This is a genomic window from Sphingomonas radiodurans (genome assembly GCF_020866845.1).
Lineage (GTDB): Bacteria > Pseudomonadota > Alphaproteobacteria > Sphingomonadales > Sphingomonadaceae > Sphingomonas > Sphingomonas radiodurans.
The window spans coordinates 644,718-659,553 of the sequence record NZ_CP086594.1 but is presented as its reverse complement, the minus strand read 5'-3'; the positions used below and the strand labels follow the sequence as shown (position 1 = coordinate 659,553).

Below are 14,836 nucleotides of genomic sequence, written 5' to 3'. Positions count from 1 at the left end.
GTCACAGCTCCAGCAAAGTAACCTACGGAAAGGTGAAGGCTTCAATGCCGACGATTAACCAGCTGGTCCGCAAGGGCCGCGATCCGCAGAAGGCCAAGTCAAAGGTCCCTGCGATGGAACAGAACCCGCAGAAGCGCGGCGTGTGTACGCGTGTTTACACGACGACCCCGAAGAAGCCGAACTCGGCATTGCGCAAGGTGGCCAAGGTTCGCCTGACCAACCAGCGCGAAGTCATCAGCTACATCCCGGGTGAAGGCCACAACCTGCAGGAGCACTCGGTGGTGCTGATCCGCGGCGGTCGCGTTCGCGACCTTCCCGGTGTGCGTTACCACGTACTGCGCGGCGTGCTCGACACACAGGGTGTGAAGGACCGTCGTCAGTCCCGTTCCAAGTACGGCGCCAAGCGTCCGAAGTAAGCCGGTCAGCGCATGTCTGACCAACAAGGCTGAAGTTTAGAAGGAAGATATCAGATGGCTCGTCGTCGTCGTCCCGAAAAGCGGGAAATCCTGCCTGATCCCGTCTACGGGGATGAGGTTCTGTCGAAGTTCATGAACTCCGTGATGATGGACGGAAAGAAGTCCGTCGCGGAAGGCATCGTCTATTCCGCGCTGACCACTGTCGAGGCCCGCGCCAAGCGCGAGCCGATCGGCGTGTTTCACGACGCGCTGAACAACATTAAGCCGGGCATCGAAGTCCGTTCGCGCCGCGTTGGCGGTGCGACGTACCAGGTGCCGGTAGAGGTTCGTCCGGAGCGCGCGCAGGCGCTCGCGATCCGCTGGCTGATCACCGCCGCGCGCGGTCGCAGCGAGAACACGATGGATGCGCGTCTGTCGGGCGAGCTGCTCGACGCGTCAAACAACCGCGGCAACGCGGTGAAGAAGCGCGAAGACACGCACCGCATGGCCGAAGCGAACCGCGCGTTCAGCCACTATCGCTGGTAATGGCGGCGCTGCCCGTCTTGGCAGCGTCTCACACGTAAACTATATCATGGGGAGCCGGCCACGGGCCTGCTCCCCATATCGCTAAGGAAGTCCGTCATGGCCCGCAGCCATCCGCTCGAGAAGTATCGCAATATCGGCATCATGGCGCACATCGATGCCGGTAAGACGACCACGACCGAGCGCATCCTCTATTACACCGGCAAGTCCTACAAGATCGGCGAAGTGCATGAAGGCACCGCGACGATGGACTGGATGGAGCAGGAGCAGGAGCGCGGGATCACGATCACGTCGGCTGCAACGACGTGCTTCTGGGACGACCACCGCATCAACATCATCGACACCCCCGGGCACGTCGACTTCACGATCGAAGTCGAGCGTTCGCTGCGCGTGCTCGATGGCGCGATCACGTGCTTTGACGGCGTTGCCGGCGTCGAGCCGCAGTCCGAGACGGTGTGGCGGCAGGCCGACAAGTACAACGTGCCGCGGATGTGCTTCGTCAACAAGCTCGACCGCACCGGTGCAAACTTCGAGCGGTGCGTGGAGATGATCAAGGATCGTCTCGGCGCGCGCCCGGCCGTGCTGTACCTTCCGATCGGCATCGAGGGCGGGTTCAAGGGCCTTGTCGACCTGGTCGAGAACCGTGCGATCATCTGGCTCGAAGAGTCGCTCGGCGCGAAGTTCGAATATCAGGACATCCCTGACGATTTGAAGGACGCTGCGGCAACCGCGCGGTCGGAACTGATCGAGATGGCCGTCGAGCAAGATGACGACATCATGGAGGCGTACCTCGAAGGCAACGAGCCCGACGTAGCGACGCTGAAGTCGCTGATCCGCAAGGGTACGCTTACGTCGGCATTCGTGCCGATTCTGTGTGGTTCGGCATTCAAGAACAAGGGCGTGCAGCCTTTGCTCGACGCCGTGGTCGACTATCTGCCGTCGCCGCTCGACGTGCCCGCCATCCAGGGCCTCAAGCTCGACGGCGTTACTGAAGACAGCCGCGCAGCAGCCGATGACGCGCCGTTCTCGGCGCTGGCGTTCAAGATCATGAACGATCCGTTCGTCGGCACGCTCACCTTCGCCCGCATCTATTCCGGCAAGCTGGAGACGGCATCGTCGGTGCTGAACTCGGTGAAGGACAAGAAGGAAAAGGTCGGTCGCATGCTGCTGATGCATGCGAACGATCGTGAGGACATCCAAGTCGCTTACGCTGGTGACATCGTCGCGCTCGCGGGTCTGAAGGACACGACGACCGGCGATACGCTTTGTGCGCAGAACCTGCCGATCATCCTCGAGCGGATGGAGTTTCCGGACCCCGTCATAGAAGTGTCGGTGGAGCCGAAGACCAAGGCCGACCAGGAAAAGATGGGTGTCGCGCTCAATCGTCTTGCGCGCGAAGATCCATCGTTCCGCGTGTCGACCGATCACGAGAGCGGCCAGACCATCCTGAAAGGGATGGGCGAGCTTCACCTCGAGATCATGGTCGATCGCATGAAGCGCGAGTTCAAGGTCGAGGCCAACGTCGGCGCGCCGCAGGTGGCGTATCGCGAATACCTCAAGAAGCCGGTCGACATCGATTACACGCACAAGAAGCAGTCCGGTGGTACCGGCCAGTTCGGTCGCGTGAAGGTGAAGCTAGCACCGGGCGAGCGCGGTTCGGGCATCATCTTCAAGGACGAGATCAAGGGCGGTAACATTCCGAAGGAATATATCCCGGCGATCGAAAAGGGCTTCCGCGAGACGGCAGCGACCGGTTCGCTCGTTGGCTTCCCGATCATCGATTTCGAGATCAACCTGTACGACGGCGCTTATCATGACGTCGACTCGTCGGCGCTGGCGTTCGAAATCACCGCCCGTGCAGCGATGCGCGAAGCGGCGCAGAAGGCGGGCATCACGCTGCTCGAGCCGGTGATGAAGGTCGAGGTCGTGACGCCGGAGGATTATCTTGGCGACGTGATCGGTGACATGAACAGTCGTCGTGGGCAGATCCAGGGCACCGACAGCCGCGGCAACGCGCAGACGGTGACCGCGATGGTGCCGCTCGCCAACATGTTCGGCTACGTCAATCAGCTGCGCTCCTTCACGCAAGGGCGCGCCAGCTATTCGATGGAGTTCTCGCACTATGACGAAGTGCCGCAGAACGTCGCCGACGAAGTGAAGGCGAAGCTCGCCTGATAACACCTGCCGCTGTCCGGCCTCTCCGGGCGGCGGGTCAGGGTTTGCGCAACCAAGATTCAGTCGCTATGGGGCCGCCTTCACGGCGAGTCCTCAGCGCGGCTCAAGTTGAAATCCAGAAGGTAGGGATATAATGGCTAAGGCTAAGTTTGAGCGGAACAAGCCGCACCTGAACATCGGTACCATCGGTCACGTCGATCATGGTAAAACCTCGCTGACGGCCGCGATCACGAAGGTTCTCGCCGAGACGACCGGCGGCACCGCTGTCGACTTCGCGAACATCGACAAGGCTCCGGAAGAGCGCGAGCGCGGCATCACGATCTCGACCGCGCACGTCGAGTATGAGACGGTCAACCGTCACTACGCGCACGTCGATTGCCCGGGTCACGCCGATTACGTGAAGAACATGATCACCGGTGCAGCGCAGATGGACGGCGCGATCCTGGTCGTGTCGGCCACCGACGGCCCGATGCCGCAGACGCGCGAGCACATCCTGCTCGCCCGCCAGGTCGGCGTGCCGGCAATGGTCGTGTTCATGAACAAGGTCGATCTGGTCGATGACGCCGAGATCCTCGAGCTCGTCGAGCTTGAGATCCGCGAGCTGCTCTCGTCGTACGACTTCCCGGGCGATGACATCCCCGTCATCCAGGGTTCGGCGACGTGCGCGCTCAGCGGCTCGAACGACACGCTCGGCAAGGAAGCCGTGCTAAAGTTGATGGCCGCAGTGGACGAGTATATCCCGCAGCCGGAGCGTCCGCTCGATAAGCCGTTCATGATGCCGATCGAGGACGTGTTCTCGATCTCGGGTCGCGGCACGGTCGTCACGGGCCGTGTCGAGACCGGCATCGTCAAGGTTGGCGAGGAAGTCGAGATCGTCGGCATTCACCCGACCGTTCGCAAGACCACCGTCACGGGCGTCGAAATGTTCCGCAAGCTGCTTGATCAGGGCCAGGCTGGCGACAACGTCGGCGCGCTGATCCGCGGTGTTGCTCGCGACGAAGTCGAGCGTGGCCAGGTGCTCTGTAAGCCAGGCACGATCAAGCCGCACACTGACTTCTCGTCGGAAGTGTATGTTCTGTCGAAGGAAGAGGGTGGCCGTCACACGCCGTTCTTCGCGAACTATCGTCCGCAGTTCTACTTCCGCACGACGGACGTGACCGGCACCGTCGAGCTGCCTGAGGGCACCGAGATGGTGATGCCGGGCGACAACGTCGCATTGGGCATCAAGCTGATCGCACCGATCGCCATGGACGTGGGGCAGCGCTTCACGATCCGTGAAGGCGGCCGCACCGTCGGTGCGGGCGTGGTCAGCGCCATCGCCAAGTAAAACGCCGGCCGCGCAAGCGGCTAGTCGTAAAACAGTCGCCCGGCGCGCCATCAGGTGCGTCGGGCGGTTGCTTTTTATGAAGGGGTGGTTATAGCCCGCGCCTTCGACAGTTTCTGAACAGCAAGAGCCGCATTCACGCGGCCCGCTCTTTCGCATCGGTAGGGATTATGGACAGCAACATCCGCATTCGCTTGAAGGCGTTCGACCATCGCGTGCTTGACCAGGCGACCGGCGACATCGCCGACACCGCCCGTCGCACGGGTGCCCTTATCCGCGGTCCAATCCCGCTCCCGACGCGTATCGAGAAGTTCACGGTCAACCGTGGGCCTCACGTCGACAAGAAGAGCCGTGAGCAGTTTGAGGTTCGCACCTACAAGCGTATGCTCGATATCGTTCAACCGACCCCGCAGACCGTCGACGCGCTGATGAAGCTCGACCTCGCAGCAGGCGTTGACGTCGAGATCAAGCTCGCCTAAGGACGCCGGACCCCGCGGTTGACGTGAGTCCCGCGGGTTTGTCGTTCCTGCCTTTGGCGGAGCGGTTTGGCGCTTAAACAAAGCGCTCGACAGACAAGAGATACCGCCGGCGGGTCCGCTCGCCGGGCCAGCGTCTCCCGTTTTATTCCCGTCAGGGGATAGCCAGCCCGGAACGGGGGCACGCTTCGCATTTCCGGGCTGGAACAGATCGATCTCTCGGGGTCGGTCACAAGCACCTTTGGGATGGTCCCAGGGTGCCTCTGTTGAGGAGCAACGGATCATGCGTACCGGCGTGATCGCGAAGAAGATGGGCATGACCCGCGTGTTTCAGGATGATGGCCGGCATGTGCCGGTTACCGTCCTGCAGCTCGAAGGGCTTCAGGTCGTCTCTCGCCGCGAAACCGATCGTGACGGCTATACCGCCGTCCAGCTTGGCGCAGGTGTCGCCAAGGTTAAGAACGTTAACAAGCCGCAGCGTGGCCACTTCGGCAAGGCCGAAGTCGAGCCCAAGGCAGTCGTGCATGAATTTCGCGTGACCGAGGACAATCTCCTCGATGTCGGCGCGGAGATCTCTGCCGATCATTACGTTGCTGGCCAGTTGGTCGATATCCAGGGTCGTACCCAGGGTAAGGGCTTCGCCGGCGGCATGAAGCGCTGGAACTTTGGTGGTTTGCGGGCAACCCACGGCGTGTCGGTCTCGCACCGTTCGCTGGGTTCGACCGGTCAGCGCCAGGATCCGGGCCGCGTCTTCAAGAACAAGAAGATGGCCGGCCACATGGGCGACAAGTTCCGCACGCAGCAGAACCTCGAAATCGTCGGCACCGACACCGAGCGTGGCCTCATCTTCGTCAAGGGCTCGGTCCCTGGCTCGAAGGGTGGCTGGCTGTTCGTCAAGGACGCCGTGAAGGTCAAGCCGCATGCTGAAGCGCCGTTCCCGGCCAGCCTGAAGGCTGCCAACAGCAATACCGCCGAGGCCGCTCCCGCGACCGACGCGGTCGACGGCCAGGAGGGCTGAACGTGAAGGTCAAGGTTTCCTCCTTCGATGCCACGGCGAGCGCCGCGGATGTCGAGCTGTCGGACGAGGTCTTCGGCCTCGAGCCGCGCGCCGACATCCTGCACCGCGTCGTCACTTGGCAGCTCGAAAAGCGCCGCGCCACCGCGCGTGGCACGCGTGAGCGTTCCGACGTCGCACGGACCGGCAAGAAGCTCGGTCGTCAGAAGGGCGGCGGTGTCGCTCGTCACGGCGATCGTCGCGCTCCGGTCTTCGTTGGCGGCGGTAAGGCTCACGGCGCTCGCGTTCGTGACTTCAATCCGTCGCTGAACAAGAAGGTTCGTGCGCTCGGTCTGAAGATGGCGCTGTCGAGCCATGCACTCGCTGGCTCGCTCATCATTCTCGATGCCTTCCAGGTTTCCAAGACCAAGGAACTGAAGGGTCACTTCGAGACGCTGGGCACAGGCAAGCGCACGCTCGTGATCGACGCCGATACTGCCGAGAGCTTCCGCGCCGGCAACAACCTGCCGGGCGTGGACATGCTCCCGGCGGTCGGTGCGAACGTCTACGACATCATTAAGGCCGATACGCTGGTGCTCACCCGCGCGGCGGTCGAGAAGCTGGAGGCTCGCTTCAATGGCTAAGCAGCAGAAGGCGATCGACAACCGTCACTATGACGTGATCGTCGCGCCACATATCACCGAGAAGTCGACCCTTCTCTCCGAGCAGAACGCCGTAGTGTTCAAGGTGGCCAACAGCGCCACCAAGCCGGAGATCAAGGCGGCGGTGGAAGCGATCTTCGACGTTAGCGTCGTTGGCGTGAACACCATCGTCCAGAAGGGCAAGACGAAGCGCTGGAAGGGCAAGCCCTATTTCCGGTCGGACATGAAGAAGGCAATCGTGACGCTCAAGGACGGGCAGTCGATCGACGTTACCGAGGGGGCCAAGTAAGATGGCACTCAAGCATTATAATCCGACGAGCCCCGCGATGCGCGGGCTCGTCCTGATCGATCGTTCGACCCTGCACAAGGGCAGCCCCGTTAAGGCGCTGACTGAAGGTAAGCGCAAGAGCGGTGGCCGCAACAACAAGGGCCATGTCACGTCGCGCGGCATCGCCGGCGGCCACAAGCAGCGCTATCGTCATATCGATTTCAAGCGTCGCAAGTGGGATGTCGAAGGTACTGTCGAGCGGCTGGAATATGATCCCAACCGCACGGCGTTCATCGCGCTGGTGAAGTATCCGGACGAGGAGCTGGCCTACATCATCGCGCCGCAGCGGCTTGCCGCTGGCGACAAGGTTATCGCGGGCAAGAAGACTGACGTAAAGCCGGGCAACGCCATGGAGCTCGGCCAGATGCCAGTCGGCACCATCGTCCACAATGTGGAGATGAAGCCGGGCAAGGGCGGGCAGATCGCACGCTCGGCTGGCACGTACGTGCAGGTCGTCGGCCGTGATCGCGGGATGGTGATCGTTCGCCTGAACTCGGGCGAGCAGCGCTACATCCACTCGGATTGCATGGCGACGGTCGGTGCGGTGTCGAACCCGGACAACCAGAACCAGAACTTCGGCAAGGCTGGCCGCACCCGCTGGATGGGCAAGCGCCCGTTGACGCGCGGTGTTGCCAAGAACCCGGTCGACCATCCGCACGGCGGCGGCGAAGGCCGCACTTCGGGCGGTCGTCATCCGGTCACGCCGTGGGGCAAGCCGACGAAGGGTGCGCGCACCCGCCACAACAAGGCGACGGACAAGATGATCATCCGCAGCCGTCACGCGAGGAAGAAGTAATGGCTCGCTCCGTCTGGAAGGGTCCGTTCGTGGACCTTCATCTGCTGAAGAAGGCAGAAGTGGCGCAGGACCAGAACGGTCGCACCGGCCCGATCAAGACCTGGTCGCGTCGTTCGACGATCCTGCCGCAGTTCGTCGGCCTTACGTTCAGCGTCTATAATGGTCGCAAGTTCGTGCCGGTTTCGGTCAATGAAGATATGGTCGGCATGAAGCTGGGTGAGTTCGCGCCGACGCGCTATTTCCCAGGCCACGCCGCCGACAAGAAGGGCAAGCGCTGATGAGCAAGCCTAAGTCCCCCCGCAAGGTCGGCGACAAGGAAGCCTTGTCGGTCGGTACGCAGATCCGTGGTTCGGCGCAGAAGCTGGGCCTGGTTGCGGCGCTGATCCGTGGCAAGAAGGCCGGCGACGCGTTGAACATCCTGACCTTCTCGACGAAGGGCATGGCGGTCGATGCGCGCAAGGTTCTCGCCTCCGCGATTGCCAATGCCGAGAACAACCACAACCTCGACGTCGACGCACTCGTCGTTGCCGAGGCGTCGGTTGGCAAGTCGATCACTATGAAGCGGTTCGCGACGCGCGGCCGCGGCAAGTCCACCCGCATTCTCAAGCCGTTCTCGCGGCTGCGGATTGTCGTGCGCGAGCAGGAAGAAGCCTAATGGGTCATAAGAGCAACCCGATCGGTCTGCGCCTGCAGATCAACCGCACGTGGGACAGCCGCTGGTACGCCGACGGCGCCGACTATGGTCGCCTGCTGCTTGAGGATCTGAAGATCCGCACGCACATCATGAAGACGCTGCCGCAGGCTGCGATCTCCAAGGTGGTGATCGAGCGTCCGGCCAAGCTGTGCCGCATTTCCATCTTTGCCGCACGTCCGGGCGTGATCATCGGCAAGAAGGGCACCGATATCGAGAAGCTGCGCAAGACGATCGGTTCGATGACGAGTTCGGACGTCTCGCTCAACATCGTCGAGATCCGCAAGCCGGAAGTCGATGCCAAGCTCGTTGCGCAGGGCATCGCCGATCAGCTCGAGCGTCGTATCGCTTTCCGTCGCGCCATGAAGCGTGCGGTGCAGTCGGCGATGCGGCTGGGTGCTGATGGCATCCGCGTCGCGTGCGGCGGTCGCCTTGGCGGCGCCGAGATCGCGCGTTCGGAAAGCTATCGCGAGGGCCGGGTGCCGCTGCACACGCTGCGCGCCAACATGGACTATGCCGAGGCCCAGGCGCACACCGCTTATGGCGTGTGCGGTGTGAAGGTCTGGATCTTCAAGGGCGAGATCCTCGGCCATGATCCGATGGCGTTCGATCGGTTGATGATGGAGGCTCAGACCTCCGGCGTGCGTCCTGCGCGCGACGACCGTCGCTAAGGAGTAGAGAAAAGTGCTACAACCGAAGCGCACCAAGTTCCGCAAGGCGTTCAAGGGCCGCATCAGCGGCGACGCTAAGGGCGGCACCGCGCTCAACTTCGGGGCCTATGGCCTGAAGGCGCTGGAGCCCGAGCGGATCACCGCGCGTCAGATCGAGGCGGCTCGCCGCGCGATCACGCGTCACATCAAGCGCCAGGGCCGGCTCTGGATCCGGATTTTCCCGGATCTTCCGGTGTCGGGCAAGCCGGCCGAAGTCCGCATGGGTAAGGGCAAGGGTTCGCCCGAGTTCTGGGCCGCACGCGTCAAGCCGGGTCGTATCCTGTTCGAGCTCGACGGGGTTCCGGGTCCGCTTGCTGCCGAGGCGTTCGAGCGCGCGGCGATGAAGCTCCCGATCAAGACCAAGGTCGTGGCTCGTCTCGGCGACACCACGCATCTCGGAGGCGAGTGAGATGGCTAAGAAGATCGAATATAATGGCCAGTCGGACGATCAATTGTCCGACGCGCTGGGCAACCTGAAGCGCGAGCAGTTTAACCTGCGCTTTCAGGCGGCGACCAACCAGCTCGAAAAGCCGAGCCGCGTGCGTGAGGTCCGCAAGGACATTGCCCGCATCAAGACCCTCCAGTCGCAGCGTAGTGCTGCGACCGGCAAGTAAAGGACAAGCACATGCCAAAGCGCGTGCTGACCGGGCTGATCGTTTCCGACAAGGGCGACAAGACGGTGGTGGTGAATGTCGAGCGCAAGGTGAAGCACCCGCTCTACGGCAAGATCATCCGTCGCTCGAAGAAGTATCATGCTCACGACGAGACGAATGAGTTCAAGCAGGGCGAGACGGTTCGGATCGAAGAGACAGCTCCGATCTCCAAGCTGAAGACCTGGAAGGTTGTCGACCGGGTTAACACCCATGCGACGCCAGAGCGGGTCGAGATCGACGAGCCGGCAACGGCGTAAGCCGCCGCTGGTTCGATAGCAGGGCACCTTCGTCAGTATCGGCCAGGGTCCGGGGTACCGGAGACCAGCCGAGGGGCGAGGGTGAGTAAGGGCAGGAACGAGGCAGCGCCCCACGGGGCATTGCATTTTTCTTGCGGGGCGGCTAACGGGCCGCTCCCCCTGGACGCGGATAACCCCGCGGCCGGGGTCATTTTTTTAAGGCGGGGCTGGGTCGGTATCCACCCCAATAGCGAGAAGGAAGCGGATCAATGATCCAGATGCAGTCCAATCTCGACGTCGCTGACAACAGCGGCGCGAAGCGGGTGCAGTGCATCAAGGTGCTTGGCGGGTCCAAGCGCCGGGTTGCCGGTGTGGGCGACATCATCGTCGTCTCCATCAAGGAAGCGCAGCCGCGTGGCAAAGTGAAGAAGGGCGACGTTCACCGCGCCGTCATCGTGCGTACCGCGAAGGACATTCATCGGGCGGACGGTTCGACCATCCGTTTCGATTCGAACGCCGCGGTGCTGGTCAACAAGAACGAGGAGCCGATCGGCACCCGTATTTTTGGCCCGGTCGTGCGCGAGCTGCGCGGCAAGAAGCACATGAAGATCATCAGCCTTGCGCCGGAGGTGCTGTAATGGCTGCCGCGAAGATCAAGAAGGGTGACCAGGTCATCGTCCTGTCCGGCAAGGACAAGGGCAAGACGGGCACCGTCACCGCCTCCATGCCGAAGGACGGCAAGGTCATCGTCGGCGGCATCAACGTCGCGACGCGCCACTCGAAGCCGACGCAGGGCGACCCGCAGGGCGGCCTGAAGCGCTTCGAAGCGCCAATGCATGCCTCGAAGGTTGCGCACGTGACGGCCGATGGCAAGCCGACGCGCGTCCGTTTCGAAATGCAGGACGGCAAAAAGGTCCGCATTGCGGTCAAGACCGGGGAGAAGATCGGTGGCTGAGGCTAACACCCAGGGCTATACGCCGCGCTTCCGCAAGCTGTATGACGAGAGCATCGCCAAGGCGATGACCGAGAAGTTCGGCTACAAGAACGTGCTCGAAGTGCCGCGGATCGAGAAGATCGTGCTCAACATGGGCGTCGGTGAGGCGACCCAGGACAAGAAGCGCGTCGATCAGGCCGCTTCCGAGATGGAGCTGATCGCAGGTCAGAAGCCGGTGATCACGAAGGCGAAGAAGTCGATCGCGCAGTTCAAGCTGCGTGAAGGCATGCCGATCGGCGTGAAGGTTACCCTTCGCCGTGATCGCATGTACGAGTTTCTCGATCGCTTCATCACGATCGCGCTGCCGCGCGTTCGCGATTTCCGTGGGCTCAACCCGAAGAGCTTCGATGGTCGTGGCAATTATGCCTGCGGGCTCAAGGAGCAGATCGTGTTCCCGGAAATCAACTATGACCGCATCGATAAGGTGCGCGGCATGGACGTGATTGTCACGACGAGTGCACGGACCGACGACGAGGCGCGCGAGCTGCTGCGTCTGTTCGGCTTCCCGTTCCCGCGGGACGAGGCCGACGAAGAAAAGAAGGCGGCGTGAGCCCCTTGGCAACGAACTAAACGAGAGAGCTTAAGTCCATGGCGAAACTGAGTTCCGTAAATAAGAATGAGCGGCGCAAGAAGATGGTCAAGCAGTACGCCCCCAAGTGGGCGAAGCTGAAGGCCGCGGCGAACGATCAGTCGCTCGACGAGACCGAGCGTCTCATCGCGCGCCTGAAGATGGCCGAACTGCCGCGCAATTCGAACCCGACGCGGGTGCGCAACCGTTGCGAGATCACCGGTCGGCCGCGCGCTTATTATCGCAAGTTCCGTCTTGCCCGCGTCATGCTGCGCGATCTGGCCAACAAGGGCCTGATCCCCGGTCTGACGAAGTCGAGCTGGTAAGGATCCCAAGATGGCAGTGACCGATCCCCTGGGTGACCTGCTCACCCGCATCCGCAACGGGCAGCGCGCGAAGAAGGACTCCGTCCTCTCGCCAGCGTCCAAGCTGCGGACCCGCGTGCTCGACGTGCTTCAGCGCGAAGGCTACATCCGTGGCTACAGCGATGAAGAGATGGGCCCCGTCAAGGGCGTCCGCATTGAGCTCAAGTATTTCGAAGGGCAGCCGGCTATTAAGCACGTCGCGCGCGTTTCGAAGCCTGGCCGCCGCATCTACAGTGGGTCGAACGACCTGCCGCGAGTGATGAACGGCTTGGGTATCACGATCGTCTCGACGCCGCGCGGCGTGCTCTCGGATGCCGAAGCACGCGAGCAGAACGTCGGTGGCGAAGTGCTGGCGGAGGTATTCTGATGAGCCGCATCGGTAAGAAAGCGGTTCCGGTCCCAACCGGTGTCACCGCCACGATCGAAGGCAAGCAGATGACGGTGAAGGGGCCCAAGGGAACCCTGAACCTCGCGATGCGCGACGAGATCACGTACACGGTCGAAGATGGTGGCATCTCGGTGCAGCCGGCCAACGACAGCAAGCAGGCGCGCGCCTTCTGGGGCATGCAGCGCACGATGGTTCAGAATCTCGTGACCGGCGTGACCGACGGCTTCACCAAGAAGCTGCTGATCACCGGCGTCGGGTATCGCGCTGCTGCGCAGGGTCGGAACCTCAAGTTGCAGCTCGGTTACAGCCATGACGTGAACATCGACGTGCCCGAGGGCATCGAGGTGAAGACGCCGGACGCGACCACGGTCGAGATCAGCGGCGCCGACAAGCAGAAGGTCGGCCAGCTGGCCGCGGAGATCCGTCGCTGGCGGAAGCCCGAGCCGTACAAGGGCAAGGGCATCAAGTACGACGGCGAATTTATCTTCCGCAAGGAAGGGAAGAAGAAGTGAGCAAGGGCCTTTCGCTTTTCGAGAAGCGGCGTCGCCGCAACCGTACTGCGCTTCGTGCGCGTAGCGGTGGCCGTCCGCGGCTGTCGATCCACCGGTCGGGCAAGCATATCTATGCCCAGGTGATCGACGATGCGGCCGGGCGCACCGTTGCTGCCGCATCGACGCTGCAGGGCCACGAGGGTGCAACGTCGAATGTCGACGCGGCAACCGCAGTCGGCACGCGCATTGCCGAGGCAGCCAAGGCTGCGGGCGTCACGCAGGTCGTGTTCGACCGTGGCGGCTTTCTCTTTCACGGCCGGGTGAAGGCGTTGGCGGAAGCCGCGCGCGAAGCCGGACTGGAGTTCTAAGACATGGCTGACGACAACAACACGCCAGGCTCGGCGCCACAGGACGCAGCGCCTGCCACGCAGAGCAGCGATGCGCCCCAGCAGGGCGGCGGCTATCAGGGTGGCGGCGGTGGCGGCTACCAGGGTGGTGGTCGTGGTCGCGGCGGCCCGGGCGGCGGCGGTGGCGGCGGTGGTAACCGCGGCCGTGGCGGCCCCGGTGGCAATCGTGGTGGCCCTGGTGGCAACCGAGGCGGTCGTCGTGACGATCGCAACCGCGACGAGGGTGGCGAAGAGCTGATCGAGAAGCTCGTTCACATCAACCGCGTGTCGAAGACGGTGAAGGGCGGTAAGCGCTTCGGCTTCGCAGCGCTGGTCGTTGTAGGTGACGGCAAGGGTCGCGTCGGTTTCGGCCACGGCAAGGCACGCGAAGTGCCCGAGGCGATCTCGAAGGCGACTGCGGCGGCCAAGAAGGCCATGGTCCGCGTGCCGCTCAAGGAAGGCCGTACGCTGCACCACGACGTGAACGGTCACTTCGGTGCCGGCCGCGTCACGGTCCGCTCGGCACCGCAGGGTACCGGCATCATCGCCGGCGGCCCGATGCGCGCCATCTTCGAATCGCTCGGCGTTGCCGATGTGGTGACCAAGTCGGTCGGCACGTCCAACCCGTACAACATGATCCGCGCCACCTTCGAGGCGCTGAACAACCAGACTTCGCCGAAGTCGGTTGCGCAGCGGCGCGGCAAGAAGATCGCCGACCTGCTCGGCCGCGGTGGGTCGCAGACCGCCGAGGCGGATGCCGCGGCCGTTACGGAGTAAGCGGACATGGCAACCATCAAGGTGAAGCAGACCGGATCGCCGATCCGGCGGACCTCGGACCAGCGCGCGACGCTCGTTGGTCTGGGCCTGAACAAGATGCACCGTGTTTCGGAGCTCGAGGATACCCCCGAGGTTCGCGGCATGATCCGCAAGGTGCAGCACATGGTTGAGGTGCAGGACTAACCCTCCTGCGACCCACCTAGTGACAATTACGGGGAAGGGGGCTAACCGGCCCCCTTCCTTTTTCCATCAGCGCGACAAAAGCGAAAGCGAGTGCACGATATGAAGCTCAACGAACTCAGAGATAACGAAGGCGCCCGCCATCGCAGAATGCGTGTCGGCCGCGGTATCGGTTCCGGCAAGGGCAAGACCGGCGGACGTGGCCAGAAGGGCCAGAAGAGCCGCGAGGGCGTCTCGATCGCCGGTTTCGAAGGCGGTCAGATGCCGCTGCACATGCGGTTGCCGAAGCGTGGCTTCAACAACATCTTCGCCAAGGATTATGCCGAGGTGAACCTGGGCGCGATCCAGAAGGCGATCGACTCGGGCAACCTGACCGCAACCGACATCGATCACGCGACGCTCAAGGCTGCTGGCCTGGCGCGCGGTGGCAAGGATGGCGTGCGGCTGCTTGGCAAGGGTGAGTTGACCGCCAAGCTGAACTTCACCGTCGCCGGCGTCTCGGCTGGCGCACGCGAAGCGCTCGAGAAGTCGGGCAGCACCGTGAATGTAATCGAGGTCGTTGCCGCTGCCGACAAGGCGAAGGCAAAGAAGGGCAAGGCGCGCGAAGTGCGTCTCGCCAACAAGGCCGAGAAGCAGGGCAAGGCGTAACTTCCCAAACCCCGGACATGCGCCGGGGTCCCGCTGCCTTCTCGCGCCTCGACCGG

At 62.9% G+C, this 14,836-nt stretch carries 25 protein-coding genes; all 25 read left to right on the top strand.

Annotated features, from left to right (window positions below; genetic code table 11):
• Positions 1-44 precede the first annotated feature (44 nt).
• The 25 genes from rpsL to rplO all read left to right on the top strand — a co-directional run bounded on the left by rpsL (position 45) and on the right by rplO (position 14,780).
• Entirely contained in the window at positions 45-416 is a 372-nt protein-coding gene (gene rpsL, locus LLW23_RS03190; protein ID WP_019516007.1) for a 30S ribosomal protein S12, read from the top strand.
• A gap of 54 nt (positions 417-470) precedes the next feature.
• Positions 471-941 carry a 30S ribosomal protein S7 gene (gene rpsG, locus LLW23_RS03185; RefSeq protein ID WP_228947343.1) on the top strand — a complete coding sequence of 157 codons (471 nt, stop codon included), beginning with the start codon at positions 471-473 and terminating at the stop codon, positions 939-941.
• Positions 942-1,037: 96 nt separating this feature from the next.
• Positions 1,038-3,113, top strand: coding sequence for an elongation factor G (gene fusA, locus LLW23_RS03180; protein WP_228947342.1), 2,076 nt, complete (start codon positions 1,038-1,040; stop codon positions 3,111-3,113).
• A 133-nt stretch (positions 3,114-3,246) separates the two neighbouring features.
• Entirely contained in the window at positions 3,247-4,440 is a 1,194-nt protein-coding gene (tuf, locus tag LLW23_RS03175; protein WP_228947341.1) for an elongation factor Tu, read from the top strand.
• A 167-nt stretch (positions 4,441-4,607) separates the two neighbouring features.
• Positions 4,608-4,916 (top strand): 30S ribosomal protein S10, encoded by a 309-nt coding sequence (gene rpsJ / locus LLW23_RS03170; protein ID WP_066776796.1) that lies wholly within the window; start codon positions 4,608-4,610, stop codon positions 4,914-4,916.
• A 280-nt stretch (positions 4,917-5,196) separates the two neighbouring features.
• Positions 5,197-5,931 carry a 50S ribosomal protein L3 gene (gene rplC, locus LLW23_RS03165; RefSeq protein ID WP_228947340.1) on the top strand — a complete coding sequence of 245 codons (735 nt, stop codon included), beginning with the start codon at positions 5,197-5,199 and terminating at the stop codon, positions 5,929-5,931.
• Between the two features lie 2 nt (positions 5,932-5,933).
• Positions 5,934-6,551 (top strand): 50S ribosomal protein L4, encoded by a 618-nt coding sequence (gene rplD / locus LLW23_RS03160; RefSeq protein ID WP_228947339.1) that lies wholly within the window; start codon positions 5,934-5,936, stop codon positions 6,549-6,551.
• A complete protein-coding gene (locus LLW23_RS03155) occupies positions 6,544-6,858 on the top strand; it encodes a 50S ribosomal protein L23 (RefSeq protein WP_228947338.1) in 315 nt (104 codons plus the stop codon). Before rplD ends, LLW23_RS03155 begins: the two co-directional genes overlap by 8 nt.
• A 1-nt stretch (position 6,859) precedes the next feature.
• On the top strand, positions 6,860-7,693 hold the full coding sequence (gene rplB, locus LLW23_RS03150) for a 50S ribosomal protein L2 (RefSeq protein ID WP_228947337.1): 834 nt from the start codon (positions 6,860-6,862) through the stop codon (positions 7,691-7,693).
• Complete coding sequence (rpsS, locus tag LLW23_RS03145; RefSeq protein ID WP_228947336.1) at positions 7,693-7,971, top strand: 30S ribosomal protein S19; 279 nt, start codon at positions 7,693-7,695, stop codon at positions 7,969-7,971. Before rplB ends, rpsS begins: the two co-directional genes overlap by 1 nt.
• Complete coding sequence (gene rplV / locus LLW23_RS03140; protein WP_228947335.1) at positions 7,971-8,348, top strand: 50S ribosomal protein L22; 378 nt, start codon at positions 7,971-7,973, stop codon at positions 8,346-8,348. Before rpsS ends, rplV begins: the two co-directional genes overlap by 1 nt.
• Positions 8,348-9,055: a 30S ribosomal protein S3 gene (rpsC, locus tag LLW23_RS03135; RefSeq protein WP_228947334.1), complete on the top strand. Its 708-nt coding sequence runs from the start codon at positions 8,348-8,350 to the stop codon at positions 9,053-9,055. Before rplV ends, rpsC begins: the two co-directional genes overlap by 1 nt.
• A gap of 13 nt (positions 9,056-9,068) precedes the next feature.
• On the top strand, positions 9,069-9,503 hold the full coding sequence (gene rplP / locus LLW23_RS03130; protein WP_228947333.1) for a 50S ribosomal protein L16: 435 nt from the start codon (positions 9,069-9,071) through the stop codon (positions 9,501-9,503).
• A gap of 1 nt (position 9,504) precedes the next feature.
• On the top strand, positions 9,505-9,708 hold the full coding sequence (gene rpmC / locus LLW23_RS03125) for a 50S ribosomal protein L29 (RefSeq protein ID WP_228947332.1): 204 nt from the start codon (positions 9,505-9,507) through the stop codon (positions 9,706-9,708).
• 11 nt (positions 9,709-9,719) lie between these two features.
• Positions 9,720-10,004 (top strand): 30S ribosomal protein S17, encoded by a 285-nt coding sequence (gene rpsQ, locus LLW23_RS03120; protein ID WP_228947331.1) that lies wholly within the window; start codon positions 9,720-9,722, stop codon positions 10,002-10,004.
• A 248-nt stretch (positions 10,005-10,252) separates the two neighbouring features.
• On the top strand, positions 10,253-10,621 hold the full coding sequence (rplN, locus tag LLW23_RS03115) for a 50S ribosomal protein L14 (RefSeq protein ID WP_228947330.1): 369 nt from the start codon (positions 10,253-10,255) through the stop codon (positions 10,619-10,621).
• Positions 10,621-10,938 carry a 50S ribosomal protein L24 gene (gene rplX, locus LLW23_RS03110; protein ID WP_228947329.1) on the top strand — a complete coding sequence of 106 codons (318 nt, stop codon included), beginning with the start codon at positions 10,621-10,623 and terminating at the stop codon, positions 10,936-10,938. The genes rplN and rplX overlap by 1 nt, the downstream gene beginning before the upstream one ends.
• A 64-nt stretch (positions 10,939-11,002) precedes the next feature.
• Positions 11,003-11,527: a 50S ribosomal protein L5 gene (rplE, locus tag LLW23_RS03105; protein WP_228948444.1), complete on the top strand. Its 525-nt coding sequence runs from the start codon at positions 11,003-11,005 to the stop codon at positions 11,525-11,527.
• A gap of 38 nt (positions 11,528-11,565) precedes the next feature.
• A complete protein-coding gene (rpsN, locus tag LLW23_RS03100) occupies positions 11,566-11,871 on the top strand; it encodes a 30S ribosomal protein S14 (RefSeq protein WP_228947328.1) in 306 nt (101 codons plus the stop codon).
• Between the two features lie 10 nt (positions 11,872-11,881).
• Entirely contained in the window at positions 11,882-12,277 is a 396-nt protein-coding gene (rpsH, locus tag LLW23_RS03095; protein WP_228947327.1) for a 30S ribosomal protein S8, read from the top strand.
• A complete protein-coding gene (gene rplF / locus LLW23_RS03090; protein ID WP_228947326.1) occupies positions 12,277-12,810 on the top strand; it encodes a 50S ribosomal protein L6 in 534 nt (177 codons plus the stop codon). Before rpsH ends, rplF begins: the two co-directional genes overlap by 1 nt.
• On the top strand, positions 12,807-13,157 hold the full coding sequence (gene rplR, locus LLW23_RS03085; RefSeq protein ID WP_228947325.1) for a 50S ribosomal protein L18: 351 nt from the start codon (positions 12,807-12,809) through the stop codon (positions 13,155-13,157). The genes rplF and rplR overlap by 4 nt, the downstream gene beginning before the upstream one ends.
• A gap of 3 nt (positions 13,158-13,160) precedes the next feature.
• Positions 13,161-13,952, top strand: coding sequence for a 30S ribosomal protein S5 (gene rpsE / locus LLW23_RS03080; RefSeq protein WP_228947324.1), 792 nt, complete (start codon positions 13,161-13,163; stop codon positions 13,950-13,952).
• 6 nt (positions 13,953-13,958) lie between these two features.
• On the top strand, positions 13,959-14,135 hold the full coding sequence (rpmD, locus tag LLW23_RS03075) for a 50S ribosomal protein L30 (RefSeq protein ID WP_228947323.1): 177 nt from the start codon (positions 13,959-13,961) through the stop codon (positions 14,133-14,135).
• A gap of 99 nt (positions 14,136-14,234) precedes the next feature.
• Positions 14,235-14,780: a 50S ribosomal protein L15 gene (gene rplO, locus LLW23_RS03070; protein WP_228947322.1), complete on the top strand. Its 546-nt coding sequence runs from the start codon at positions 14,235-14,237 to the stop codon at positions 14,778-14,780.
• Positions 14,781-14,836: the final 56 nt, after the last annotated feature.